We start from the raw sequence: 25,495 nt of genomic DNA, 5'->3' as shown, positions 1-25,495 counted from the left end.
CACCTATGCGCTTTGCGCAGGTCTGGCGCAGTGAATTACATGATTCTGCCGCTTTCTGGTCAATGAATAGGCAGAATGATATTCCCCCAGCGTGCCTATTGCCGGTGACCCGGCGCCAGGTGCGGCTGAGAGTGTTTTCGAGGCGCGCAAAGGGGGAAGCCGAATGCCCGGAGTAGGCGCCGCCGCGGCAGCGCCCAACATTTCCGGCTGACGGCGGGATATGTATCTATAGCTTCTCGCGCGCCGCCGGCTCCATCCGCAGACATTAAGCGGCATATATGCATTCCGGCTGATTTAATCGTTTAACCACCCATTAAACAAAACGCCCACCGGGGGAGGATCCGGTGGGCGTCATGTAGGTGACTGACAACTGGGAGGAGGAGTGTTGTCAGTCTATCGGAGTGCGCTTGGGAGGAGGAGTGCGCATCTCCGAATTCTTTATACGGACATCATATCCGCAGGCTTCCGGTTAACCGGGCCGGGCTGCCACGCCCGCGCTTCTTGATGATCTAAATAGTATGACTAATGATTATTTTGCAGTGCAATATTTTCATAGTGGCTATGCGCATCGTGCATGCCTTTCTACAATGACCATATATTAGAACATTGGCGTTAACTGTCGGTTAAGAAGCGCACCAAGTTCATGCAGGGCGTTTCTTGCATTTCGAGCGCGGGATTGCCTAACCGGATCACCGGCGATAACGCTAGCGGATGCCATCACGGGGGCGGAGGCTGATATGTATCGAGGCAGGTTGGAGCGTGATCTTTCGGTGTGGGTCGGCAAGGGATTAATCCCAGAGGCGACTGCCGAACTGCTGCTCGGGGAATATGACAGCCGTCCGGCGAGCTTCAGTCTCGGCCGCGTCTTGATGGTACTGGCCGCTGTCCTGCTGGGTGCGGCCCTGCTGCTGCTCGTCGCGTCCAACTGGGAGGCAATTCCACGGCTGGTGCGCGCCGGCGCGATCCTGGCCGTGATCTGGATGGCCTATCTCGGCGCTGCCGCCCTGTTTGCCCGCGGCGCGATTGCCGCAGCCAATGCGCTGCTTGTCGTCGGCGTCCTCAGCTTCGGCGGGGCCATATCGCTGATCGGGCAGATGTATCATCTGTCCGGCGACGAGCAGACAGTCATGTATCTCTGGTTTGCCATCGCTGCTATTTCGGCCGCGCTCTTCCGCTCGGGTCCGGCAACGGCAATCGCGGGCTTTCTCTCCTGGGCGTCCTTTGGTGTTTATCTCAGCAATTACGACACCCGCTGGGTCGGTGCCGGCGCCTGGGCGCCGCTGGCAATGAGCGTCGTCCTCATTGCGCTGGTTCGCTACACCGACGCTGGCCGGTCACGCCACCTTGCCTACTTCCTGGTGGTCAGCTGGCTGGCATGGCTTTATACCTTGCACGACGATTTCTGGCTGGCTGCAGCCTATGTGATCTGCGGTCTCGCGGTGTTCCTGGCCGTCAGCCTGCCGCCGTTACGCAATTCCGTCTTCGTCAAGACCGCGGGGGCTGCACCGGCCTTCTACGCATTCCTGATCGCCACCGTCGGCCTGCTGCTTCTCAACATAGAACTGGACAAAGGCGGCGCGCTTGTCGTTCTCAGCCTGATCACGCTGGCCATCGCCGTACTGGCAATCGCGCTGCAGGGCCGGGATAATGGCGCCGTTCGCTATCTGGCCTATCTGATGTTTGCCGCCGACGTCCTTTATCTCGCATCGGAAACGGTCGGCTCGATCCTTGGCACATCCAGTCTCTTCCTTCTCTCCGGCGTCTTCGTTGCTCTGGTCGCGTGGCTGGTGATCCGGCTGGAACGGCGCTTCGGTGGAAAAAAGGCGGAGGTGGCCCAATGAGCGCGATCGTCTCGAGCCGCAATCCGGCAAGGCGTTATATGGTGGCGGCGCTTATCGCTGCCGGTCTGCAGACCGCGGTACTCGGCTATATCATAGAGAGCCGTGCCGCTATTCTGCGCAGCGGCGCGGAGGTCGTCCTCAAGACTGCGCCCGTCGATCCGCGCGACTTCCTGCGCGGCGATTACGTCGTCCTGAACTATGACATCTCCTCCGTGCCGGTCAGCAGCGTCAAGGGCGGGCTTCCATCTGCCGCCGGCGAGCAGGTGCTATGGGTGCGGTTGAAGCCGCAGGCCGATGGCTTCTGGAACGTCGCCGAATCGTCATTCTCTGCGCTGCCGGAAGAGAGCGGCAGCGCGGTGATCAGAAGCCAGCCTTTCTATAGTTATGGCCCGGCCGGCGGCGACAGCATGCGCGTCGAGTATGGCATCGAGCGCTACTATGTTCCTGAGGGTGAGGGCAAGCCACTTGAGGAGGCCCGGCAGGATGGTCAGGTCTCGGTTGCGGCCCGTGTTTCGGCCGATGGAACGGCGCAGATCAGGAGCCTGCTCGTCGATGGGAAGGCAGCCTATGAGGAGCCGCTTTACTGATTGGAGGAGAGGCCTGTGGATTGCCGCTCGCCGGGCGGTTGATCGCTGTCATCCGGCCTTCATTTTTCCTTTGCCTCTACCAAATCGGGTGATATAGAGACGCCGCGCTCCGGAAGGCCTCATGCGCAGGCATATGCATGCGGTTTTGCGAACGCGGGTATGGTGAAATTGGTAGACACGCCAGATTTAGGTTCTGGTGCCGCAAGGCGTGGGAGTTCAAGTCTCTCTACCCGCACCAAAGCTGGCTTGCAGGCGGGAGATCCCGATTACCCGGCAGGATGGCGCCGTCCCCCTTAACGGCGGGATGTATTGGAATTTGAAGAACAAAGCCACGCGCGGCCAAATTGTCCGGCGTCGTGCTCATCGAAACGAAGGCGTCTGGGCACGGCCGCCAACGAAATGAAGGTAGGAAGACATGCAGGTTATCGAAACGCTCGCTGAAGGGCTGAGGCGCGAAATCAAGGTCGTTATCCCGGCCAAGGACATGGAAAGCAAGCTGAACGAGCGTCTTGCCGACGTGAAGGACAAGGTCCGTATCAACGGTTTCCGTCCGGGCAAGGTACCGCCGGCTCACCTCAAGAAGGTCTACGGCAAGTCGATCATGGCCGACCTCGTCAACGAGATCGTCCGCGAACAGCCGACCCAGATCCTTTCCAGCCGTGGCGAAAAGTCGGCTACCCAGCCGGAAATCGCCATGACCGAGGACAAGGACGAAGCCGAGAAGATCCTTGCCGCTGAGAAGGACTTCGAATTCACGCTGTCCTACGAAGTCCTGCCGCCGATCGAACTGAAGTCCACCAAGGGCATCAAGATCACCCGCGAAGTTGTCGATATCTCCGACGACGAAGTCAATGAACAGGTCCTGAAGGTTGCCGAGAGCGCCCGCTCTTACGAAACCAAGAAGGGCAAGGCTGCTGACGGCGACCGCATCACCATGGACTACGTCGGCAAGGTCGACGGCGTTGCCTTCGACGGCGGCACCGATCAGGGCGCCGAACTGGTTCTCGGTTCCGGCCGTTTCATCCCAGGCTTCGAAGAACAGCTCGTCGGCACCAAGGCTGGCGACGAAAAGACCATCACCGTCACGTTCCCGGCCGATTACCCGGCCAAGAACCTCGCCGGCGCTGAAGCCACCTTCGACGTCACTGTCAAGGACGTTGCCGCTCCGGGCGAAACCGAAATCAACGACGAACTGGCTAAGAAGCTCGGCCTCGAATCGGCTGACCGCCTGCGCGAAATCGTCCGCGGCCAGATCGAATCGCAGTACGGCTCGCTGACCCGCCAGAAGGTCAAGCGTCAGATCCTCGACCAGCTCGACGAGATGTACAAGTTCGATACGCCGAAGTCGCTTGTTGACGCTGAGTACAACGGCATCTGGAGCCAGGTGAACAACGACCTCGCACAGTCGGGCCGCTCGTTCGAAGACGAAGGCACGACCGAAGACAAGGCGCAGGAAGAGTACAAGACGCTGGCTGAACGCCGCGTCCGCCTCGGCCTCGTTCTCTCCGAAATCGGCGAAAAGGCCGGCGTCGAAGTCTCCGAAGACGAAATGCAGCGCGCGATCTACGAACAGCTGCGTCAGTATCCGGGCCAGGAAAAGCAGATCCTCGAGTTCTTCCGCAGCCAGCCGGGTGCAGCCGCTTCGATCCGCGCTCCGATCTTCGAAGAGAAGGTCATCGACCATCTGCTGACCGAAATCGACGTCACCGACAAGAAGGTCACCAAGGAAGAGCTGCTCGCCGACGAAGAAGGCGAAGGCTCCGACAAGGACGCCAAGAAGACCGCCCCGAAGAAGAAGGCAGCTGCCAAGGCTGAAGCTTCCGAAGGTGAAGAAGCAGCTCCGAAGAAGAAGGCTGCTCCGAAGAAGAAGGCTTCCGAAGGCGACGCTGAATAATCGGCTGATCCCTTATGGATTTTCGAAGGCCTCGCCGCTTGCGGCGGGGCCTTTTTGTTTGTCATCGAGCGTCCTGACTCCGAGGCTGTGAAGAAGTTTCATATTTGCTAATCAGTGCCTTGCAGTGTGAAGCTGATCCTTTACACTTCTGGATTGCGACGATGTGCAAAGGGGAAAATCTTGGCCTTCCAGAACAGCGCCATTGAGTCCGAACAGGCCGATTGGCAGGCGGCAGAGTCCGGCTTTTTCACCTGGGATATCGTGGCGAACCTGCTCTATGCGGATGGTGCGGTCGCTGAGCTTTTCGGGCTTGATTACGTCAAGACCGAGCACGGTCTGCCGCTGGATATCTATATCGAGCGCATTCATCCGGAAGACCGCGCGAATGTTGCTGCCGCCATCCACGAATCGATCGCGACAGGCGAGCCGGAGCAGCAGAGCTACCGGACGCGCCAGGCAGACGGTCGCTACAGCTATGTGATGGTCTTTGGCCGTTGCTTCCGCGACAAGGCGGGCATCCCGTCGCTCTATGCCGGCATCATTTGTCCGGTGTCCGATGAGCCGATGCTGACCAAGCCATTGGTGAAATACTGCCTCACGGCCTACGATATCGCCGTTCGCGAAGGTAACCACGCCGTTGCCAAGCACCTGCAGGCGGCGCTTGGCGAACTCGACTGGATGAAACCAGATGGTTTGCTGGCGAACTGAGAAAGCTTAGCGCTGGAAGCGCTTTAAAGCTCCGACTTGATATCGCCCATGCGGTTCCAGGCGTCGAGGCCTGCAATCTTGTAGGCTTCGGCAAGCGTCGGATAGTTGAAGGTGTTCTCGACGAAATATTCGACGGTACCCTTCAGGTTCAGCACGGCCTGGCCGATATGAACGAGCTCGGTGGCGCCTTCGCCGACGATATGGACGCCGAGCAGGCGCCGCGTCTTCAGCGAGAAGATCAGCTTCAAAAGGCCGGTATCGAGGCCCATGATATGGCCTCGCGAGGTCTCGCGGAAACGGGCGATACCGCATTCATAGGGAATGCCGCGTTCCTTCATCTCTTCCTCAGTCAGGCCGCAGGTGGAGATTTCAGGGACGGCATAGATGCCGTAGGGGAAGTATTTCGGCGGCTCCTTGGCAACGGCACCGACGGCGACGCGTGCCGCGATGCGGCCCTGTTCCATCGAGGTCGAGGCAAGGCTCGGAAAGCCGACGACGTCGCCTGCGGCATAGATATTCGGTACCGAGGTCTGGAAGGTTTCCGGATTGACCTTCAAGCGGCCGCGATTGTCGGCTTCGAGGCCGATGGCAGGCAGGTTGAGCGTATCGGTAGCGCCCATGCGTCCGGCGGCAAACAGCACCATGTCGGTGACCAGGTGGCGGCCATTGTCGAGTGTCAGCTGCACCTTGCCATTGTCGAGCTTCTCCACCTTGTCGGCCTTCTGGCCGAGCAGCAGTTTCATGTTGCGGTCACGCAGCTGATAGGTGAAGTCCTCGATGATTTCCTTGTCGATGAAGTCGAGCATCGTCGACTTCGGATCGATGACGGTCACGGCGGTGTCGAGCGCGCTGAAGATCGTCGCATATTCGATACCGATGACACCGGCGCCGATGACGACCATCGAGCGCGGCAGTTCCTCGATATCGAGCAGCTCGTCGCTGTCGATGATTGCCTTGCCGTCGAAGGGCATGTAGTCGGGCCGGAACGGCTTGGTGCCGACGGCAAGCAGCACGCTTGCGGCAGAAACCTGGATCGTCTCGCCATCATCCTTGACGACCTGCAGCGTCGCGGCGTCGATGAAGCTCGCCTTGCCGCGCATATGCTGCACGCGGTTGCGGGCGAACTGATGTTCCAGGACTTCGACTTCATGATCAAGGGTGATTAGCAGGCGGCGGCGCAGGTCCTCTGCGCTGATCTGGTCCTTGACGCGATAGGCCCGGCCGTAGAAGCCGCGTTCGCGCCAGCCGGAAAGATTGAGCGCCGTTTCGCGCAAGGTCTTGGACGGGATCGTACCGGTATGGACGGAGACGCCGCCCACCCGCTTGCCCTGTTCGATGACCAGAACTTTCTTGCCGAGCTTGGCTGCCTGAATGGCGCCGCGGCGGCCTGCGGGGCCGCTGCCCACAACAACGAGATCGTACTGGAACATGGCTCAGCCCCGGCTGGAAGAGGAATCAAATATTGCGCCGCAAAATGTCGCGCATTCACCGGTAGCTGGTCAATGTTACAGATGGTTTAAGGCGCTGGTATCAAGAATTACCGAAGCCAAGCAGGGGTTCCATCTTCTCGAAGGTAATATCCATCGGGAAAGCATGCGAAAACGAGTAAGGGATATGGCCGTAAAGCAGCGACAGCTGGCCCTCCGCGACCTTTTCACTCTTACCGGCGATGGCAGCAAGATAGAGCGCCGAAGCGAGCCCTGTGCGATCTGCGCCTGCCTGGCAATGGATCAGGAGCGGCTTCGGCGCATCGCGCATGATGGCAATCAGCTGCAGCGCCTGTTCAGGCGTCAGCTCCTTTGAGGAGTTCATGCGGAAGTCGATATGCTTGATCCCAAGCGCATTCGATTGGGCGATCTCGCTGTCGTACCAGCTCTTGCTGCCGTTCTCGCCCCTTAGATTGAGGATCGTCTTGATGCCGTAGCTGCCTTCCAGCCGGGCGATCGCCGAGGCGGAAGGCTGCGAGGAGCGATAGACTTCCCCGGGCACGACGGCGTGGAAATTGTTCGTCGCCAACAGATGGACATAGTAGCCGCCAATCAGCAGCACGAGCAGGCCGGTGAGGCTGAGGATGCGTGTGGCGATCGGGGAAATGGTCAGGCGCGGAAATCTCAGTGTCATCGAATCTCAAGCTCGGGTCGCGCTGCGAGAAGAGCAGCATGCGCTCTTTGCGAGCCGAAGCTGACAGACACCTGAAGGAAACTGTGACGGTAGCTAGATTAGCCTGAGGCCTTTAAGGCTGGCATGGCCGTCCTTACCGATGATGATGTGGTCGTGAACCGTTATGCCGAGCGGCTTTGCCGTATCGATGATCATTTTCGTCATGTCGATATCGGCGCGCGAAGGCGTCGGGTCGCCGGAGGGATGGTTGTGGACCAAGATCAGCGCGGTTGCCGAAAGCTCCAGCGCGCGCTTGACCACTTCACGCGGATAGACAGGCGTGTGATCGACCGTGCCGCGCCCCTGCACCTCGTCGGCGATCAGCGCGTTGCGTTTGTCGAGGAAGAGAATGCGAAACTGCTCACGGGTCTCGTGCGCCATCGCCGCATGGCAATACTGGATCACCGACGACCAGGAACCGAGCACCTGCTTGTTGCGCAGCTCGCTCTTCAGCGTGCGTTGCGCCACCGCGGCGATCAGCTTGAGATCCAGCGCCACCGTCTCGCCGATGCCCTTGACCTCCTGCAGCAGCCCGGCCGGCGCGCCGAAAACGGCGGCGAGCGTGCCGAAGCGGTCAAGCAGGGCTTTGGCGATCGGCTTGGTGTCGCGCCGCGGGATCAGGCGGAAAAGCAGAAGCTCCAGGATTTCGTAATCGGCCAGCGCCCCGTCGCCATTTTCGCGGAAGCGGTTTCGTAGCCGCTCGCGGTGGCCGTGATAATGCTGCTCTCCGCCAAGGGCAGGCGGTGCTGAAGCCGCTTTCGCCATCGAGGGTTTTGCGGGCTGCTCGGCAAAGAACAGGCGCTCGTCGATATCCGGTTCGCCAACAGGCAAATCGTCGAAAGGCAGCTCGTCATCGGAAGTCAGAACCGGGCCTTTCGCCATCTTCGTTTCACCCGTTGAGCGGCGCGAGCCCCGGACGGTCGAGACCACCGGGCGACAGTGTGAAAATCTCGCATCCGCTGGCGGTGACGCCGACGGTGTGTTCGTATTGTGCCGAGAGCGAGCGGTCGCGGGTGACTGCCGTCCAGCCGTCGGCCAGAACCTTCACATGCGGACGCCCGAGATTGATCATCGGCTCGATGGTGAAGATCATGCCTTCCCGCAGTTCCGGCCCTTCGTTGGCGCGGCCGTAATGCAGGATGTTCGGCGAATCGTGGAACAGGCCGCCGACGCCGTGGCCGCAGAAATCGCGCACGACGGAGCAGCGCTCGGCTTCGGCATAGGTCTGGATCGATTCGCCGATCGCGCCGGTGCGGGCGCCCGGACGCACGGCGCCAATGCCGCGCATCAGTGATTCATGGGTGACCTCGAGAAGCCGTTCGGCCGCGCGCTTCAGCTGACCAACCGGATACATGCGGCTCGAATCGCCGTGCCAGCCGTCGACCACATAGGTGACGTCGATGTTGACGATGTCGCCATCGCGTAGCGGCTTTGAATCTGGAATGCCGTGACAGACGACGTGGTTGATCGAGGTGCAGGTCGATTTCGTGTAGCCGCGATAATTCAGTGTCGCCGGATAGGCGCCATTGTCCATGCCGAATTCGAAGACGAAACGGTCGATCGCATCGGTCGCAAGCCCCGGCTTGACGATGGCCGCCAGCTCGTCGAGACAGCGGGCTGTCACCTGGCACGCCTTGCGCATACCCTCGAAAGCCTCGGGGCCATAGAGCCTGATTGCGCCGGTATTTTTCGGCGGCGCCGATGCGGCTTCGATATAATTCACCATTGCAGGGCCTTAGCGGAAATTGTCCTTGTCGTACATAATGCAGCTATGCCGGGTTCGTCCATGCCGATCAATGGGCCTGTCGCGATTTGTACCAGCATAACGCAGATGAGGCGGCCAGTTGCCTGGGCCGCCTCATCGATCAAATGCAGATACTGGACTTAGGATTGCTTGGAGAAGAGCGATGCCAGCGTCGATTTGGGCGAGGAGCCCGTCGAGCCGCCGGTATATTTCGGCACGACGACGAGCTGTTTGACTTCGCCACGCTTGAAGGCGGCCAGGAAGCGCTTGTAGTCCCTGAACGATACGCAGCCGTTGGAATCGCCGCGCTTGCCGAGCATGTAGGTGTGGGCAAGCAACCCGACACGGTCATGGATGGCGCCTGGGCCGCCGACGGGATGCAGGCGGATTGCCTCGACGCCGTGGAACAGGGCTTCGCGCATCTGCAGATTATAGGTGTGCGGCGGCGTCGGGCCGCGCATCTTCTGGCTGACATAGCGCGGGTTGTCGCGCATTGCGCCAAGGCCGGAATGGGCTTCGAGGCGCTCGCCGTTCGGCATGTACACAGTGCCGGCGGAAATGTCGTAGATCGCAATGCCGTTGCGAGCGATTGGGGCAAGCGCCAGTCGGCCGATCTTCGGCATGTCGCCGTCATCGTCGTCCTGATCCACCTTGGCATAGGCGAGTGCTGCGACCGGTGCATCGGCAGCGGGCTTCGGCCGGTTCGGGCGTGCCATCGGCAGCGGCACATCACCGCTTTCCGACAGAACGAGGCCGAACGGTGCGTCGGAAACGACGCTCTCGGCAAGCGCGGTCTCGACGGCCGGTGCAGCGGCGGCTTCCGGCTTCTGTTGCGGCATAGCTTCTGCAGCTGCCATGGTCGGCGCCGGTTGCGGCGCCTTGACGGTGGCGACTTGGACTGGCGCGGGGAGGGAGGCCGGAACCGTGACGGCAGAAAATGCCGCAGCGCCTGCGATCGTTTCTGCCTGCTGCTTCAGGGCAGAGGCAATTTCACTGCCGTTGTTGCGCATGGCGAGCGCCGAGAGCCCGCGGCGCTGCATCAGCGCCACCATGTCCTTGGAGGATTTCGACTGCACCTCTGCAGTCATGCGATCGGACACGGTGATCTGGCCGGGCAGCCGGGAAAATTTGCCGATGTGGACGAGCGTATGGGCAGCCGACGCGTTGTGATGCGCAGGCGCCATCGGCGCGATGGCGATATCCGCAAACAGCCGCTTGTCTTCGCGTTCCGGCATGGCCGACGAGTGCATCGTTGCGACCGATGCGAGAGCCCATGTCGATACAGCGGCCCCAAGGCCGATGGCAGCGATGACCGGAACGAGCCGGAGGAGCTTTGCCGAGCCAAAAATCGCCCAGCCGAAAGGGTTGACGCTTTCACACGTCTCGACAGCAAACGCCATATTACTCGGTTTCCAAACGCGTCACTCTACCGGCGGCTTACGCAGGACGCTTTCGCCGGAGCCGATAATGAAGCAAGAGGGCCTAATTGAGGCATCCCGCACATAATCAACTGTCTGGAACTATGCGGGATTATGGTTTCCAATTTCTTTATAAGCATGAAGGACCGCCCAAAAAAAGATTCTGGTTCGGTTCTTTTGGCGATGAAATCGGGCTAAAGATCGGCCGTTCGGAGGCAGATATGGCCTATGCCCGCTCCATCACGTAGCTGCCCGGTGCTTCCTCGATCGCATTCAGCGAGGCGCCGCCGGGCTTGCGGGCGGACACGCGCTTGCCGTCCTTGGCTTCGATCCACGCCTGCCAGTGCGGCCACCAGGAACCTGGATTTTCCTCGGCCTTGTTGAGCCAGCTGTCGTAATCGCCCTTGGCAGGGCCGCCGGTCCAGTACTGATATTTCTTCTTGTCCGGCGGATTGACGACGCCGGCGATATGTCCCGATCCGGTGACAACGAAATCCACCTTGCCGCCGAAGAACTGGCTGCCGAGGAAGACCGACTTTGCCGGCGCGATGTGATCCTCGCGGGTCGCCAGATTGTAGATCGGGATCTTCACGTCCTTCAGCGACACGGTCTTGCCGTCGAGGATCATCTCATCGGCGGTGAGGGCATTCTTGAGATAGCAGTTGCGCAGATAGAAGGCGTGGTTGGCAGCCGCCATGCGCGTCGAATCGGCATTCCAGAACAACAGGTCGAAGGGCATCGGCATTTCGCCCTTCAGGTAGTTGTTGACGAAATAGGGCCAGATCAGTTCCGAAGCGCGCAGCATGTTGAAGGCCGTCGCCATCTTCGAGCCGTCGAGATAGCCGACCGATTGCATATGCGCTTCGAGCGCCTGCAGCTGCTCCTCGTCGACGAAAACCTTCAGGTCGCCGGCATGGGTGAAGTCCACCTGCGTGGTGAACAGCGTTGCCGAGCGGATGCGCTTGTTCTTTTCCTTGGCATGCAGCGCCAGCGTTGCGGCCAGCAGCGTCCCGCCGACGCAATAGCCGACGGCGTTGACGTCCTTTTCGCCGGTCGCCTTCTCGATCGTCTCCAGCGCGAAATCGACGCCCTCGCGGGCATAGGCCGTCCAGTCCTTTTCGGCATGGCGCGAATCGGGATTGACCCAGGAGATCACGAACACCGTCTGCCCCTGATCGACGCACCACTTGATGAACGACTTCTGCGGATTGAGGTCGAGGATATAGAACTTGTTGATCCAGGGCGGGCAGATCAGGAGAGGGCGCTTCAGCACCGTTTCCGTCGCCGCCTCGTACTGGATGATCTGGCAGATATCGTTCTGGGCGATCACCTTGCCCGGTGTCAGTGCCATATCCCGGCCGACAGCGAATTTCGTCATGTCGGTCTGGCGAAGCTTCAGGTCGCCGTGCCCGGCAACGATATCCTCGGCCAGCATCTTCATGCCGCGCACCAGGTTTTCACCGCTGCTGGCGATCGTCTCGCGATAGAGCTGCGGGTTGGTGGCGACGAAATTGCTGGGCGAGAGCGCCGCGGTGATCTGCTTGATGTAGAAACCGGCCTTATGCTTTGTGTGCTCGTCCAGACCCTCGGTCTGCGTCACCATCTTCTCGGCCCAGTCGGCGGTGATGAAATAGACCTGCCGCAGGAAGTCGAAGAACGGGTTCTTCTCCCAGTCCTGATCGGAAAACCGCTTGTCCTTGCGCTCGGGCTCGGGTTCCGCCGCTTCGCCCTGCATCCGCTGCATCGAGCGCATCCAGACGCCGAAATAGCTGCTCATCAGCTGTGTCTGCGCCTCGAAGGTGCGGCGCGGATCGGACATCCAGTATTCGGTGATCTTCGACAGCGTCTTGACCATGTCGGTCATCGGCTCGGCGGCCTTGTCGCTGACGTCGCCCCGTTCGCGGGGCGCCAGCCATGCGGATGCGGCCTTGCCGAGATTTTCGAGGGCGCGGGCAAAATTCATCGCCATCGCCTCGGGATCCTTCATCAGATAGGGATCGAGGTCTGCCGTTTCGAAGCCTTGCGGCTTTCCCTTGTCGCCTGTCTTGCTGTCGGTCACACGTTTCCTCCGGGCGGCAGCAATCATCCTGAAATCGATTTGTACATCGTGCAAGATCGATAAAACAAGTTCAACACAACCACGCTCGTGCTATTGCTTTGTTGCTGCGACAAATTTAACAGTCGCAGAGGCTTGAGGATTTGGAAGATCTGGCATGACGAACAACGGCAGCTCTGGCATCGCAATCGCAACCCGCATGGCAATTGTTGCCGCGGCCGCGGCGATGACGCTTGCCGGCTGCACGTCGACGCCGGATGAGAAGGCAGCCCTTGCCGCCAGGCGAGCGGCCCCCACGGCGGTCGTGATGACCGCCACCAAGGGTGAGGCTCCGGCCGAGAGCGGCCTTTCGCACTACAGGGACGGTTATCCGTCCTTTGGTGCGCCTCTGACGGCCGCCAACGTTCAGATGAACGATGACGAGGCAAAGGGCCTGCAGGCCAAGCTGACAGCGCTTGGCGCGCAGCGCAAGGCGGGCACGATTTCCGAGGCCGAGTATCAGCGCCGCGTTGCCGAATACCGCAAGCTTGCGGCCGATCACGGCACCGACACACTCTCGGAAATCACCAAGTAGGCCTTGCCTTTCAGGCAATTTGCACGCAAAGCCTTCCGCAGCTGGCGGGAGACGTAAATTTTCCCGATAATGCTTCGCCAGGCATGGCCTCTGCCAAAGAATCGCCGCCTGACGACAGTCTGATGAATACGGCGCATGCGATTCTGAAGTTCGTATCGCAAGCAGCCGGGAACAGGACGAACTTCGAGCGCGGCCGCGGTGGCCGCATTTCCATGGGGAATGAAATGGAAGAGTTTCACAAAGTCCGGCGTTTGCCGCCTTATGTTTTCGAACAGGTCAACCGTTTGAAAGCAAGCGCGCGAGCGGGCGGCGCCGATATCATCGATCTCGGTATGGGAAACCCTGACCTGCCGACCCCGAAAGCAATTGTCGACAAGCTCTGCGAAGTGGTCCAGGACCCGCGCACGCATCGCTATTCGTCCTCCAAGGGCATTCCCGGCCTTCGCCGCGCGCAGGCTGCCTATTACGCCCGCCGCTTCGGCGTGAAGCTCAACCCGGATACGCAGGTCGTCGCGACCCTCGGCTCCAAGGAAGGCTTCGCCAACATGGCGCAGGCAATCACCGCACCTGGCGACGTGATCCTCTGCCCGAACCCGACCTATCCGATCCATGCCTTCGGCTTCCTGATGGCAGGTGGCGTGATCCGTTCGATCCCGGTCGAGCCGGACGAGAATTTCTTCGCGCCTCTCGAGCGCGCCGTGCGCCACTCGATCCCGAAGCCGCTTGCGCTGATCCTGAATTATCCGTCGAACCCGACGGCCTTCGTCGCGACGCTCGACTTCTACAAGGACGTCATCGCCTTCGCGAAGAAGCACGACATCATCGTGCTGTCCGACCTTGCCTATTCGGAAATCTACTTCGACGGCGAGCCGCCGCCCTCCGTTCTGCAGGTTCCTGGTGCCATCGATGTCACGGTCGAATTCACCTCGATGTCGAAGACGTTCTCCATGCCCGGCTGGCGCATGGGCTTTGCCGTCGGCAACGAGCGCCTGATCGCAGCCCTGACGCGCGTGAAGTCCTACCTTGATTACGGCGCCTTCACGCCGATCCAGGTTGCAGCGACCCATGCGCTCAATGGCGACGGCTCCGACATCGCTGAGGTCCGCAACGTCTACAAGCGGCGCCGCGACGTCATGGTCGAAAGCTTCGGCAAGGCCGGATTCGAAGTGCCGCCGCCGGCTGCCACGATGTTCGCCTGGGCGAAGATCCCGGAGAAGTTCCGTCACCTCGGTTCGCTGGAATTCTCCAAGCTGCTCGTCGAAAAGGCCGACGTTGCCGTGGCACCGGGCATCGGCTTCGGCGAAATGGGCGATGATTACGTTCGTCTCGCACTCGTCGAGAACGAGCACCGCATCCGCCAGGCCGCGCGCAGCATCAAGAAATTCCTGTCGACGGCCGACGAGACGATGCACAACGTCATCTCTCTGAACGCACACCGCTGATAGACACCTCCCAATCGGCAGCCGCGGTCCGCGGCTGCCACTCATGAACATTCAGGATCGCTTCATGGCAGACGCCCTCAAAATCGGCATTGCGGGTCTTGGTACCGTCGGTGCCTCGCTCGTCCGTATCATCCAGAAGAAGAGCAACGAGCTTGCTGCCACCTGCGGGCGTCCGATTCACATTACGGCCGTGACGGCACGCGACAAGACCAAGGATCGCGGCATCAATCTCGATGGCATCACCTGGTACGATACGCCGGAAGAGCTGGCCGCCAAGGCCGATATCGAGGTTTTCGTCGAGCTCGTCGGCGGTGCCGAGGGCGCTGCCAAGGCATCCGTCAAGGCCGCCCTCGATCGCGGTCTCCATGTGGTGACTGCCAACAAGGCGCTCCTTGCTTACAACGGCGTCGAGTTCGCGAAGATCGCTGAAGAGAAGGGCTCGCTGCTCAACTTCGAAGCGGCTGTTGCGGGCGGTATCCCCGTCATTAAGGCGCTGCGCGAATCGCTGACCGGCAATTCGATCTCCCGCATCTACGGGATCATGAACGGCACCTGCAATTACATCCTCACCAAGATGGAGAAGGAAGGCCTGTCCTTTGCCGATTGCCTCGCCGAAGCTCAGCGTCTCGGCTATGCCGAAGCCGATCCGGCCTTCGACATCGAGGGCAACGACACGGCGCACAAGCTGTCGATCCTGACGACGCTGGCCTTCGGTAACCAGATTGCAGCCGACGATATCTATCTCGAAGGCATCACCAACATTTCGATTGAGGACATCCGCGCCGCCGCCGATCTCGGCTACCGCATCAAGCTCCTCGGCGTTGCCCAGCGCACCGAAACCGGCATCGAGCAGCGCGTTCATCCGACCATGGTGCCGGTTGATTCCGTCATCGCCCAGGTCGATGGCGTCACCAATGCCGTGGCGATCGAATCCGATATTCTCGGCGAACTGCTGATGGTCGGCCCGGGTGCTGGCGGCAATGCAACCGCTTCGTCGGTTCTCGGCGACATCGCCGATATCGCCAAGAGCCAGCCGGGTGCCCAGCGCGTTCCGGTTCTCGGTCATCCGGCCAAGTCGCTGGAGCCCTATCGCAAGGCGCAGATGCAGAGCCACGAAGGCGGCTACTTCATCCGCCTGACGGTTCTCGACCGCACCGGCGTTTTCGCCAGCGTCGCAACGCGCATGGCCGAAAACCACATCTCGCTGGAATCGATCGTGCAGCGCTCGCAACAGCACCTGTCGCCGTCGCATCACCAGACGATCATCCTCGTCACCCATGCGACGACGGAGGACTCGGTCCGCAAGGCCGTCGCCGCCATCAAGGGCGAGGGCTATCTCGTCGGCGAACCGCAGGTCATCCGCATCGAGCGCCCCAAGGAAGACTGAGGGTAACGCCAGCCAAGGCGTTGCCACCGGCCTTAAGCCTGCATAAATGTGCTCATGGAATTTTTGCCGCCCCGTCACGGGGCGGTGACATTGTGGGGCATTGGCAGAATGGTGGATATAGCCGCTGATCCGGTACAGCGCGCGTTCCTCGGGGTGGAGAAATCCATTCTCGACAATCGCTGGATTTCGCGGCTCGACCAGGCCGGGCAGAATCGCGCGCTCGCCATGTCTCAAGTCCATGGCCTGCCGGATCTGATTGCCCGCGTGCTTGCCGGACGCGGCGTTGCCGTCGATGAAGCCGTCGAATTCCTCGATCCGACCATCCGCAGCCTGATGCCCGATCCCTACAAGCTGACCGATTGCGAGACGGCGGCAAAGCGGCTGGCAGAAGCCATCCGGCGCGGTGAGAATGTTGCGATCTTCGGTGACTATGACGTCGACGGTGCCGCCTCATCGGCGCTGATGTACCGCTTCCTCGCCCATTTCGGCGTCAAGGCCGAGATCTATATTCCGGACCGCATCTTCGAAGGCTATGGACCGAATGCTGCCGCGATCAACCAGCTGATCGACAATGGCGCGAAACTGATCGTTACCGTCGACTGCGGATCGACCAGCCACGAGGCGCTCGACGCCGCCAAGGCGCGCAATATCGACGTCGTCGTCATCGATCACCATCAGGTGACACATGCGCTGCCGCATTGCCACGCGCTGGTGAACCCCAACCGTGAGGACGATCTCTCGGGGCAGGGACATCTCTGCGCCGCCGGCGTGGTGTTCCTGGTGCTCGTGGCCACGCTCAGATTGCTGCGCGAAGCCGGCGACAAGCGCATTCTGGCAATCGACCTCTTGCAATGGCTGGACATCGTGGCGCTCGCCACGGTCTGCGATGTCGTCCCGTTGAAGGGCCTGAACCGCGCCTACGTCGTCAAGGGCCTCGTCGCCGCGCGCCACCAGAGCAATGCGGGTCTCGCTGCCCTGTTTCGCAAGGCCAGCCTCTCCGGCCCGGTCACGCCCTATCATTTCGGCTTTCTCGTCGGACCCCGCATCAATGCTGGCGGCCGCATCGGTGACGCCGCCCTCGGCAGCCGCCTGCTGACGCTGGACGATGCCGGCGAGGCGGAGACGATCGCCCAGAAGCTCGACGAACTGAACCGTGACCGCCAGGTCATGGAAGCCGCCATGCTGCAGGAGGCGGAGGCCGAGGCAATGGCGGAGTATGGCGACGGCCAGGGTGCTTCCGTCATCGTGACCGCTCGCGACAAGTGGCATCCGGGAATCGTCGGTCTTCTGGCCGCACGGCTGAAGGAGAAGTTCAAGCGCCCGGCCTTCGCCATCGCTTTCGATCCCTCAGGTCGCGGCACAGGATCCGGCCGCTCGATCAACGGCTTCGATATGGGCCGCATGGTCCGCGCCGCCGTTGATGAGGGGCTGCTGATCAAGGGCGGCGGACATGCGATGGCCGCGGGTCTGACGGTCGAGCGCGAAAAGCTCGGCGCCCTGCGCAGCTTCTTCACCGAACGCGCCGAAAAGACCGTCGCCAATCTAGTTGCCAATGAAACGCTGAAGATCGATGGCGCGATCGGCGCCAGCGGCGCTACGCTCGATCTCATCGACCGGCTGGAAACCGCAGGTCCTTACGGATCCGGCCATTCGCAACCGGTCTTCGCGATCCCCGCCCATCGGCTGCGCGATGTCAGGACGGTCGGCGAAAAGCACGTCAAGGTGACGCTGGAAGCCATGGACGGCGCCCGTCTCGACGGCATTGCCTTCCGCGCCGCCGATACCGCTCTCGGGAACCTGCTGCTCAATTCACGCGGCGCCAATCTGCATGTTGCAGGCTCGCTCGGCGCAGACCATTACCAGGGCTCGCGCCGCATCCAGCTGCGCGTGTCCGATGCGGCGCCGGCGAAGTGAGCCCTACCAGTCGGCCGAGAGCTTGGTGAGATACTGCCCATAGGCGCTCTTGCCGAGCTTTTCTGCAAGCTTCGCCAGATCGTCCTGGCCAATATAACCCATGCGCCACGCCACTTCCTCGGGGCAGGCGATCTTGAAGCCCTGGCGCTTCTCCAGCGTACTGACGAAGGCGGCTGCGTCGAGCAGGCTATCGGGTGTGCCGGTATCAAGCCAGGCATAGCCACGGCCCATCAGTTCGACATAGAGTTCGCCGCGCTCCAGATAGGTTCGGTTGACATCGGTGATCTCCAATTCACCGCGCGGTGACGGCTTCAGTTTGGCGGCGATATCGACGACCTGCTGGTCATAGAAATAGAGGCCGGTGACAGCCCAGTTGGATTTCGGCTGCTTCGGCTTTTCCTCGATCGACAGCGCGTTCATCTTGCCGTCGAATTCGACGACGCCGTAACGCTCGGGATCGGTGACGTGATAGGCAAAGACCGTGGCGCCTTTGGTGCGCGCCGTCCCCGACTTCATGATCTCCGGCAGGCCGTGACCGAAATAGATATTGTCGCCGAGAACCAGCGCGGAATTCTGGCCGTTGATGAAATCGGCGCCGATGATGAAGGCTTGTGCCAGACCATCGGGGCTGGGCTGAACTGCGTAGCTCAGCGAAATGCCCCATTGCGAACCGTCGCCGAGAAGCCGCTTGAAGGCCTCGACATCGTGCGGCGTGGTGATGATCAGGATGTCGTTGATCCCGGCCAGCATCAGCGTCGTCAGCGGATAGTAGATCATCGGCTTGTCGTAGACAGGCATCAGCTGCTTCGACACCGCCTGGGTGATCGGATGAAGCCTGGTGCCGGTGCCGCCCGCTAGAATGATCCCCTTCATCTCAGTCTCCTCAAATCGCATTTTTCAAAATGGCTTTGACCGCAATTTCCGTCGAGCTTTTCCAGCCGGGCAAGCGGATGCCGTAGGTGGCAGCGAGTTTGTCTCCCGAAAGCCGCGAATTGGCGGGGCGCCTCGCGGGCGTCGGATATTCTGCAGTGGTGATGGGCGTAACCGCGGCACTGTTGCCGCCGAGCGCTCGCGATTGCGCAAAGATCTCGGTGGCAAAATCGGCCCAGGTGGCTTCGCCGGTCCCGGTCAGATGAAAGGTGCCGCGTAGCGCGGGATCCGGATCGGCTTTCAAACGCGCCGCGATGGCGAAGATCGCCCCGGCAATATCAAGCGCCGATGTCGGGCACCCCTGCTGATCGGCGACGACGCGCAGCTCGTCGCGCGTTTCGGCAAGCCGCAGCATGGTCTTCACGAAATTGGCGCCGAAGGGCGAATAGACCCAGGCCGTCCGCAGGATGACGTGATCGGCATTGCCCGCAGCCACCCGCAGCTCCCCTTCAAGTTTGGTGCTGCCATAGACAGAGATGGGACCAGTTGGGTCGGTCTCGACATAGGGCGCAAGCTTCTCGCCAGAGAACACATAGTCGGTCGATAGATGGATGACGGGGATGCCAAGCTTGGCCGCCGCTTCGGATACGGCGCCGGCACCAGCTGCATTCACGGCAAAAGCTGTATCGGGCTCGCTCTCGGCCTTATCGACAGCCGTATAGGCCGCGGCTGAGACGATCACGTCGGGCTGTGCGGCTGTCAGAGCCGGCAGCACACTAGCGGGATTGGCAAGATCGAGCTCAGGACGGCCAATCGCGATCACCTCAATGCCTGTCGCCAGAAGCGACCGAGCGACCTGACCCTCTCTACCCGTTACGGCAATGCGCATCGTCATCGTCCCTTGAAGACGCCAAGGCGTTCGCCGGAATAGACGTTGTCGCGCAGCGGGCGCCACCACCATTCATTGTCGAGATACCAGCGCACAGTCTTGTCGATGCCGCTGTCGAAATTCTCCGCAGCCTTCCAGGCGAGCTCCGTCTCCAGCTTGGTCGCGTCGATCGCGTAGCGCGCATCGTGGCCAGGCCGGTCGGTGACATTGGTGATCAGGCGCGAATGCGAGGCCTTGTCCGGAAAAACGGTGTCGAGAATGGCGCAGATGCGCTCGACCACCTCGATATTGCGGCGCTCGTTGCGGCCGCCGACATTGTATTTTTCACCCGGGCGTCCGCGGGAGGCGATCGTGAACAGCGCCCGCGCGTGATCCTCGACATAGAGCCAGTCGCGGATATTGGCGCCGTTGCCGTAGACCGGCAGCGCCTTGCCATCCAGCGCGTTGAGGATCATCAGCGGAATGAGCTTTTCCGGGAAGTGGTAGGGTCCGTAATTATTGGAGCAGTTGGAGACCACGACCGGCAGGCCGTAGGTCCGGTGCCAGGCGATCGCCAGGTGGTCGCTCGCGGCCTTCGAGGCAGAATATGGGGAGGAGGGATCGTAGGCGGTCACCTCCTCGAACAGGCCCTGATCGCCGAGTGAACCATAGACCTCGTCGGTCGAGACATGCAGGAAGCGGAAGGCCGCCTTGGGTCCCGCATCCAGGTCATCCCAGTAGTGGCGCGCAGCATCGAGCAGGCTGAAGGTACCGACGATATTGGTCTGGATGAAATCGCCAGCACCGGAGATCGACCGGTCGACATGGCTTTCAGCGGCCAGATGCATGACGATGTCAGGGCGGAACGATGCGAAGACGTCCTGCATCTTCGCTCGGTCGCAGATATCGGCCTGCAAAAAGCGGTAGTTTGCGGCATTCTCGACAGATGTCAGCGAGGCCAGATTTCCGGCATAGGTCAGCTTGTCGATATTCAGCACCTCGGCGCCGATCTCGCTCACCAGATGACGCACCAGCGCCGAACCGATAAAGCCTGCTCCCCCCGTTACGACGACACGCATTGCCGGAAATCCCCTGAATTACTGTGCTGAAAACTGAAAATGGCCTGGAATATCCGCAAGCTTCGGAAGCTTCCGGTCCTTGTCGGAAAGCACAGCGTGCGCCTCATCGACCGGCCAGCGAATGCCGATATCCGGATCGTTCCACAGGATGCCACGGTCGTGTTCGGGGCTGTAGGGCGCCGTCACCTTGTAGCTGATCATGCTATCCGGAGCGAGCGTCACGAAGCCATGTGCGAAGCCTGCCGGTACCCAAAGCTGGGCACCGTTATCGGGCGTCAGTTCTTTGCCGAGCCACTGGCCGAAGGTCGGAGAGCCCTGGCGAATATCGACGACGACGTCGAGAATTGCGCCCCGAAGGCAGCGCACCAGTTTTCCCTGGGCGAAGGGTGGCGTCTGGAAATGCAGGCCGCGCAGCGTGCCTGCTTGTCCCGAAAGCGACTCGTTGTCCTGGACGAAGGTGATGTCGGCGACATTCTCGCGAAACCATCCGTCCTTGAAAACCTCGGAAAAATAGCCGCGGTGATCGCCATGCCGCGCCGGCGTGATCTTCAGAATACCCTCGATCGTCGTGGTCTCGATACGCATGGTCTTTTCTATCCGGCCTGCATCACGCTCATCAGCATATCCGCCTGCGACCGGCTTTGCATGGCTGCAAATCCATTGGCTGCGATGAGCTCGCGCTCCTCGTCATCGGCAATAAGCTCCTTGCAGCGCTCGACGAGATCCTCGTAGAGTTCGACTGCCAGGCCGCCCATGAACGGCTCGAGATCCGGATCCTCGATATCGCCTTCGGTCAGAACGCAGACGCGGTTCGCCAGGAGATAGGAGATGCGGACGATCTCGAAGACGCCGCTTTCATAGTGGTGGATGTTGATGACGATCTTGGCGCGGGCGATCGCGGCGTCGCGCTCGGCACCGTAGACGTTGAAGAGATGGACGACCTTCAGCCCCGCCTCGTGGAGAGCCATGAGGATATCGCGACGGCGATCGTTCATCGAGCCGTAGAACAGGACGTCGATATCCTTCACCGGCGCCCATTCGATCTGCGTCAGCACCTCGCTGTAGCCGATTTCGAGAACACCGGCGTGATCGATACCCTTGGCCGCCATGTTCCGCCTGTTGCGCGGGCTGTAGTCGAGCACGGGAAAGGACTTGAGAACGGCGGTATAGCGCTCGTTCATCCATGTGCTGTCGTCTGATACCTGCTCGAGATTGACGATGACGCTGTCCTTCGGCAGATGCGCGGTGATCTCCGGCGGCAGCAGATTGCCGCCATAGACGATCGGCGAGCGGCCGGCAAATTCGCTCATCTCGCGCACGATCGGCGCCGAGCCGCCAAGCTCCTCGAACGCACCTTGCAGCCCGAGCGCCACTTCATCGAAGGCATGGCTGTGATTGTAACCCTTGGGCGTGACGATCCAGATGCAGTGCCGGTCCTTATGCGCATCCCAGCCGCCCTCGAACGCCTGCAAGCCGGAAAGACCTGACGCAACCGGTTCTGCGACAGAGAGCGGTGCCAGGGGCTGGCTCATCGCCTGCAAGGCGGCGGCATTCGGTGCGGGCAGCGATTGGTCGCTGGCGCTCGACGCGCTCGCCGGCCGCGACTTGCCCTTGGGGAAATTGCCACGCGGCGTCCAGTCGGGCGGATCGTCGCCGGTCCAGATCAGTTGCGGCTGCTTGACGATAGGCATCCGGCCTTCCTGCCACAGCTCGAGCTTCGCCGGATCACGCGTCTGCAGGAATGCTTCCTTGCGGCCGTAGAGGCTGTGGAGGAGCTGGCCGGTCCGGGCGCCGAACTTCCATTCGAAATCCTCGGCGGAGGGCACGAAGGCGGAGACTTTCATGCCGCTTGCCACCGCATGCGGGATATAGAGCCCAAGCAGCCGTTCGATCACGAAGGGCCGCATCGCGGCATTGCCGTCGCGGCTGTAATTCGCCGTGCCGCTATAGGCACGTCCGGCCGGCGTGCCGCGCGCCGCTTCCTGCTCCAGCGCCTGCAGGATATGTTCGCAAAAGGCGAAATAGCCGGACCAGAATTTCTGATTTCCGACGAAATAGTTGCAGAAGAAGAATGAGGTGCGGCCCTGCGGCGGCGCGATCGGATAGCCCATCTCTTTGAGATGGCCGAAAACAGGCTCCATGCCGGGATGGCCGCCCATCATCGCGTGTTCCCAGACGTTACTGTAAACAGCGGCGTGGCCGATCAGTGGATTGTAGACATAGGCATCGGCGCCGCCGGCGCGCGCTTTTCTCGCCTCGGAGATGAAGGATTGCAGACTGGAGACCGATTTTGTCTCGAACTTGCTGGACAGCAGCCCCCAGAACACATCCGCCTGCAACCCGGCCTGCAGATGGTGCTCGTGCAGTATCCGGAAGAGTTCATATTCGCGCGTCGTCGATTGCGTGTTGAAGGAAATGTCGAAGGGCAGGGCGGCCGAATCGAGATTCGCCCGCTGCCTGGCGTCGAGATAAGGCTGATAAACGATCACCGATCCGGATTGCTGCGCCTTTCCGGTCAATTGCTGAAGGCTCGGCAATCCCGCGGGCAGGGTGGTCGGAATCTGCTGGTTGATCGTCAAAGTCGCGTCCTTCGAATGCCGCCTCCGCTGGAAACAGAGATTCCCGCGAGGCTATCCGGGCCGGACTATTGGCATTGAAGCTTGCGCCACCCTGTTGGATGCGCGGTGCGCACGACGGTCGGATATCGCTACGTCGAGAGCGTCTTTTTGCTGAGTGTGAAAGTCCACGAAACTTGAAAACATTCTCTCCGAAATCGAGAGAGAAGTGGCACGCCCTAGGGGAGTCGAACCCCTCTTCCCAGAATGAAAATCTGGTGTCCTAACCGATAGACGAAGGGCGCTTCCTTCGTGGTGGCGCCCTTATAGTCAGCACCTTTCTGACCCGCAAGCGGTAAAATGCGAAATTCCGTAGATTTTTTCTGAGCTTGTGGAAATACCTTGCAGCAGGCGCCGAAGTCCCCGGAATACAGGGGATGCCGGGCCTCGCAGTAAGATCGGCAGGACGCGGTTTGCAGCCGCTGACCCAAAAAGATTGAAACGAATTCCGCCGCCACCGGTTTTCCAGATGTCACCACCTCAACAATGGAGACAGATATGAGCAAGACTGACGCAAAGGAAATCCAGAAGCGCGCCGAGCGCCAGGCCGAAAACACCGGCGGTGGCGGCCATCTCGGCGGAACCTATTTCGGCCAGCAACCCGACGGCAAGACCGCCTCGGTGAGCAGCAAGGAAGGTCCGAAGGCGAGAGCCAATGACGGTTAAGGAGAGAGCCCCGCTTCGGCGGGGTTTTTTCTGCCGGCCACGCAGCAAAGGATTCGAATCGCCAACCAACGATGACAATCCGCCGTCGCGAAGAATACTCGAAAAGCCAGTTTTTCTCGATGGAAACAGGAAGAAGCAAATCGCTCTGCAAGCGTCTCGATCATTGAAAATGAAAGAGAGAAGTGGCACGCCCTAGGGGAGTCGAACCCCTCTTCCCAGAATGAAAATCTGGTGTCCTAACCGATAGACGAAGGGCGCTTCCTTCGTGGTGGCGCCCTTATAGTCAGGGTCTTTGAATCCCGCAAGCGGGAAATTCGTATTTCCTTCAAAAAAATGACACGCCAAGATGGGAGGGATTTTTTCGAGTTAAATCAATGCTCTGCGAAAACTCTTTCGAAGAGGGACGGCAGGTGACGTTGCGGCACGGCAAAAACCGTGCCGTCCTTCAGATGGCGCGGGCGCTTGGCGGCGTGTTGCGCCGGGCGCCGCATCCCCAGTTCCAGTCGCGATTGTTTCCGGTGTCGAGATGGACCGAATCCGTGTGGCAATAGGTGCCGACACCGCCACGGCCGGGAAGCGAGCGGATATAGCTGGCGATATCCCATTTCGAGACGCCATCGATCTGGATGTCGGCGGCGTCGCAGCTCTTGTGCATCGATTCCTCGGCGCCGCCGACCTGACGGTTGTGCTCCGGATCGCGGTAACCCGACGTGACGATCACCGGACGGCCGAAATGGGTCTCGACCGTCTTGATGACGTTCAGGAGGTTGGGCTTGAAACAGCTGACCTCGACATTGGCGTTCTGTACATGGATGCCATTCGGCGCCACGCGTGTCATGCCGGGCAGCGAGGCCTTCTGCAGGAGCCCGGAGAGGCTGCCGAGCAGGTTCTGCTTCGGCGCGGCATAAAGCGCGTTGGTGGAGGCGCCCTGCAGGCTGCCTGTTGCCAGCGACGCTGCCTGATAGGGCGCAACCTGGGTGCTGGTATTCTGCGACGATTGTTGCGGCAGCAGAATCTCGCCCTGCGGCGCCTGTTGCGGCTGCTGTTGCTGTTGGGGCGTCCCGAAGACGCCGCCGCGCGACGTTGCAAATCCGCCCAGCACCGGCGCATAGGCGTTTGCATCGGCCGGCTGGATGACCGTCGAGGTGCGGTTGTTCTGAGGCGGTGCGGGCTGCGCCGAGAAGATGCTCATCGCATTGGCATTGATGCGGGTCGATTGCATCGCCATGCCACCGATATTGGCGGGCTGCATCTGAGGTGCGCCGGGCGGCATGTTCGCGGCATTGGGATCCATCGCCGCTGTCTGCTGCTGGCCTCCGGCCGCTGCCACCATCGGGTCGCGATAGCCTGCCGTCTTGGCGCCGGGCTGGCCGGCGGGAGCGCTCGCCGCCTGCTGCGCTGCGGCCGGTGCGGGTGTCGCAGCCGCAGAATCAAGTGCCTTCTGGTCGGACACGCAGCCTGCAAGCGCAAGCGTCGAGACTGCGGCAAGAAGCAGGCACGGACGGGTTCGAAGATGGGGCAAGCGTAGGCTCTCCGGTCAAAACTGAAGCAGCCCGGCGCTAGCCCGACTGCAGGAATTGACCGGAAGGTGCCTGCGGCGGCTGGATGCGGCAAGTGCGAACCGGCGTCTCGGGCCGGAAATCGCAAAAGCCGCAAGCCTCACTAAAGCCTC

At 60.9% G+C, this 25,495-nt stretch carries 21 protein-coding genes and 3 tRNA genes; 10 read left to right on the top strand and 14 right to left on the bottom strand.

The annotated features are described in order from the left end of the window. Positions 1 to 737 precede the first annotated feature (737 nt). The 5 genes from AC1DNK_RS18700 to AC1DNK_RS18680 all read left to right on the top strand — a co-directional run bounded on the left by AC1DNK_RS18700 (position 738) and on the right by AC1DNK_RS18680 (position 5,030). Positions 738 to 1,841 carry a DUF2157 domain-containing protein gene (locus AC1DNK_RS18700; protein ID WP_477942709.1) on the top strand — a complete coding sequence of 368 codons (1,104 nt, stop codon included), beginning with the start codon at positions 738 to 740 and terminating at the stop codon, positions 1,839 to 1,841. Further along, on the top strand, positions 1,838 to 2,428 hold the full coding sequence (locus tag AC1DNK_RS18695; protein WP_112518648.1) for a GDYXXLXY domain-containing protein: 591 nt from the start codon (positions 1,838 to 1,840) through the stop codon (positions 2,426 to 2,428). Before AC1DNK_RS18700 ends, AC1DNK_RS18695 begins: the two co-directional genes overlap by 4 nt. 153 nt (positions 2,429 to 2,581) lie before the next feature. Further along, positions 2,582 to 2,666: transfer RNA gene (locus tag AC1DNK_RS18690), tRNA-Leu, on the top strand. A gap of 177 nt (positions 2,667 to 2,843) precedes the next feature. Then, a complete protein-coding gene (gene tig, locus AC1DNK_RS18685; protein ID WP_477942707.1) occupies positions 2,844 to 4,322 on the top strand; it encodes a trigger factor in 1,479 nt (492 codons plus the stop codon). Between the two features lie 180 nt (positions 4,323 to 4,502). Then, positions 4,503 to 5,030, top strand: coding sequence for a PAS domain-containing protein (locus AC1DNK_RS18680; RefSeq protein ID WP_310299018.1), 528 nt, complete (start codon positions 4,503 to 4,505; stop codon positions 5,028 to 5,030). 23 nt (positions 5,031 to 5,053) lie between these two features. Here AC1DNK_RS18680 and sthA read toward each other — a convergent pair whose 3' ends face one another. The 6 genes from sthA to AC1DNK_RS18650 form a co-directional block, all read right to left on the bottom strand. Beyond that, the gene (gene sthA / locus AC1DNK_RS18675; RefSeq protein WP_112387995.1) at positions 5,054 to 6,460 is read right to left on the bottom strand and encodes a Si-specific NAD(P)(+) transhydrogenase; all 1,407 of its coding nucleotides are present in this window, start codon (positions 6,458 to 6,460) and stop codon (positions 5,054 to 5,056) included. Positions 6,461 to 6,560: 100 nt separating this feature from the next. Next, a complete protein-coding gene (locus tag AC1DNK_RS18670) occupies positions 6,561 to 7,151 on the bottom strand; it encodes a dual specificity protein phosphatase family protein (protein WP_477942705.1) in 591 nt (196 codons plus the stop codon). 93 nt (positions 7,152 to 7,244) lie between these two features. Then, on the bottom strand, positions 7,245 to 8,072 hold the full coding sequence (gene radC / locus AC1DNK_RS18665; RefSeq protein WP_112387997.1) for a RadC family protein: 828 nt from the start codon (positions 8,070 to 8,072) through the stop codon (positions 7,245 to 7,247). A 7-nt stretch (positions 8,073 to 8,079) separates the two neighbouring features. Continuing rightward, complete coding sequence (map, locus tag AC1DNK_RS18660) at positions 8,080 to 8,916, bottom strand: type I methionyl aminopeptidase (RefSeq protein ID WP_477942703.1); 837 nt, start codon at positions 8,914 to 8,916, stop codon at positions 8,080 to 8,082. 158 nt (positions 8,917 to 9,074) lie between these two features. Continuing rightward, the gene (locus tag AC1DNK_RS18655) at positions 9,075 to 10,334 is read right to left on the bottom strand and encodes a DUF2778 domain-containing protein (RefSeq protein ID WP_477942701.1); all 1,260 of its coding nucleotides are present in this window, start codon (positions 10,332 to 10,334) and stop codon (positions 9,075 to 9,077) included. A 244-nt stretch (positions 10,335 to 10,578) separates the two neighbouring features. Continuing rightward, positions 10,579 to 12,438 (bottom strand): PHA/PHB synthase family protein, encoded by a 1,860-nt coding sequence (locus AC1DNK_RS18650; RefSeq protein ID WP_477942699.1) that lies wholly within the window; start codon positions 12,436 to 12,438, stop codon positions 10,579 to 10,581. 127 nt (positions 12,439 to 12,565) lie between these two features. Here AC1DNK_RS18650 and AC1DNK_RS18645 point away from each other — a divergent pair, with 127 nt between their 5' ends. The 4 genes from AC1DNK_RS18645 to recJ all read left to right on the top strand — a co-directional run bounded on the left by AC1DNK_RS18645 (position 12,566) and on the right by recJ (position 17,725). Further along, positions 12,566 to 12,982 (top strand): hypothetical protein, encoded by a 417-nt coding sequence (locus AC1DNK_RS18645; protein WP_477942697.1) that lies wholly within the window; start codon positions 12,566 to 12,568, stop codon positions 12,980 to 12,982. 224 nt (positions 12,983 to 13,206) lie between these two features. Next, positions 13,207 to 14,424 carry an LL-diaminopimelate aminotransferase gene (locus AC1DNK_RS18640; protein WP_112388164.1) on the top strand — a complete coding sequence of 406 codons (1,218 nt, stop codon included), beginning with the start codon at positions 13,207 to 13,209 and terminating at the stop codon, positions 14,422 to 14,424. Positions 14,425 to 14,488: 64 nt separating this feature from the next. Continuing rightward, positions 14,489 to 15,811 carry a homoserine dehydrogenase gene (locus AC1DNK_RS18635; protein ID WP_112388165.1) on the top strand — a complete coding sequence of 441 codons (1,323 nt, stop codon included), beginning with the start codon at positions 14,489 to 14,491 and terminating at the stop codon, positions 15,809 to 15,811. A gap of 108 nt (positions 15,812 to 15,919) precedes the next feature. Beyond that, complete coding sequence (gene recJ, locus AC1DNK_RS18630) at positions 15,920 to 17,725, top strand: single-stranded-DNA-specific exonuclease RecJ (RefSeq protein ID WP_477942695.1); 1,806 nt, start codon at positions 15,920 to 15,922, stop codon at positions 17,723 to 17,725. Between the two features lie 3 nt (positions 17,726 to 17,728). Here the strand turns inward: recJ and rfbA are convergent, their stop codons facing one another. The 6 genes from rfbA to AC1DNK_RS18600 form a co-directional block, all read right to left on the bottom strand. Then, complete coding sequence (gene rfbA / locus AC1DNK_RS18625) at positions 17,729 to 18,598, bottom strand: glucose-1-phosphate thymidylyltransferase RfbA (protein WP_477942694.1); 870 nt, start codon at positions 18,596 to 18,598, stop codon at positions 17,729 to 17,731. Between the two features lie 10 nt (positions 18,599 to 18,608). After that, complete coding sequence (rfbD, locus tag AC1DNK_RS18620) at positions 18,609 to 19,484, bottom strand: dTDP-4-dehydrorhamnose reductase (protein WP_477942692.1); 876 nt, start codon at positions 19,482 to 19,484, stop codon at positions 18,609 to 18,611. A 2-nt stretch (positions 19,485 to 19,486) separates the two neighbouring features. Continuing rightward, entirely contained in the window at positions 19,487 to 20,542 is a 1,056-nt protein-coding gene (gene rfbB, locus AC1DNK_RS18615) for a dTDP-glucose 4,6-dehydratase (RefSeq protein WP_477942690.1), read from the bottom strand. A gap of 18 nt (positions 20,543 to 20,560) precedes the next feature. Beyond that, the gene (gene rfbC / locus AC1DNK_RS18610) at positions 20,561 to 21,127 is read right to left on the bottom strand and encodes a dTDP-4-dehydrorhamnose 3,5-epimerase (protein ID WP_477942688.1); all 567 of its coding nucleotides are present in this window, start codon (positions 21,125 to 21,127) and stop codon (positions 20,561 to 20,563) included. Positions 21,128 to 21,135: 8 nt separating this feature from the next. After that, positions 21,136 to 23,121, bottom strand: a complete 1,986-nt coding sequence (locus AC1DNK_RS18605) for a CgeB family protein (protein WP_477942686.1) — start codon at positions 23,119 to 23,121, stop codon at positions 21,136 to 21,138. A gap of 206 nt (positions 23,122 to 23,327) precedes the next feature. Further along, a tRNA-Glu gene (locus tag AC1DNK_RS18600) sits at positions 23,328 to 23,402 on the bottom strand. 253 nt (positions 23,403 to 23,655) lie between these two features. Between AC1DNK_RS18600 and AC1DNK_RS18595 the strand changes: the two genes are divergently transcribed. Further along, entirely contained in the window at positions 23,656 to 23,823 is a 168-nt protein-coding gene (locus AC1DNK_RS18595) for a hypothetical protein (protein WP_477942684.1), read from the top strand. A 183-nt stretch (positions 23,824 to 24,006) separates the two neighbouring features. Here AC1DNK_RS18595 and AC1DNK_RS18590 read toward each other — a convergent pair. After that, positions 24,007 to 24,081, bottom strand: a tRNA-Glu gene (locus AC1DNK_RS18590). Between the two features lie 187 nt (positions 24,082 to 24,268). Next, positions 24,269 to 25,345 carry a YcbK family protein gene (locus AC1DNK_RS18585; protein WP_477942683.1) on the bottom strand — a complete coding sequence of 359 codons (1,077 nt, stop codon included), beginning with the start codon at positions 25,343 to 25,345 and terminating at the stop codon, positions 24,269 to 24,271. Between the last annotated feature and the right edge of the window lie 150 nt (positions 25,346 to 25,495).

Source organism: Rhizobium sp. 01N424, from assembly GCF_056399485.1.
This window is presented reverse-complemented; position numbering and strand designations above follow the sequence as displayed.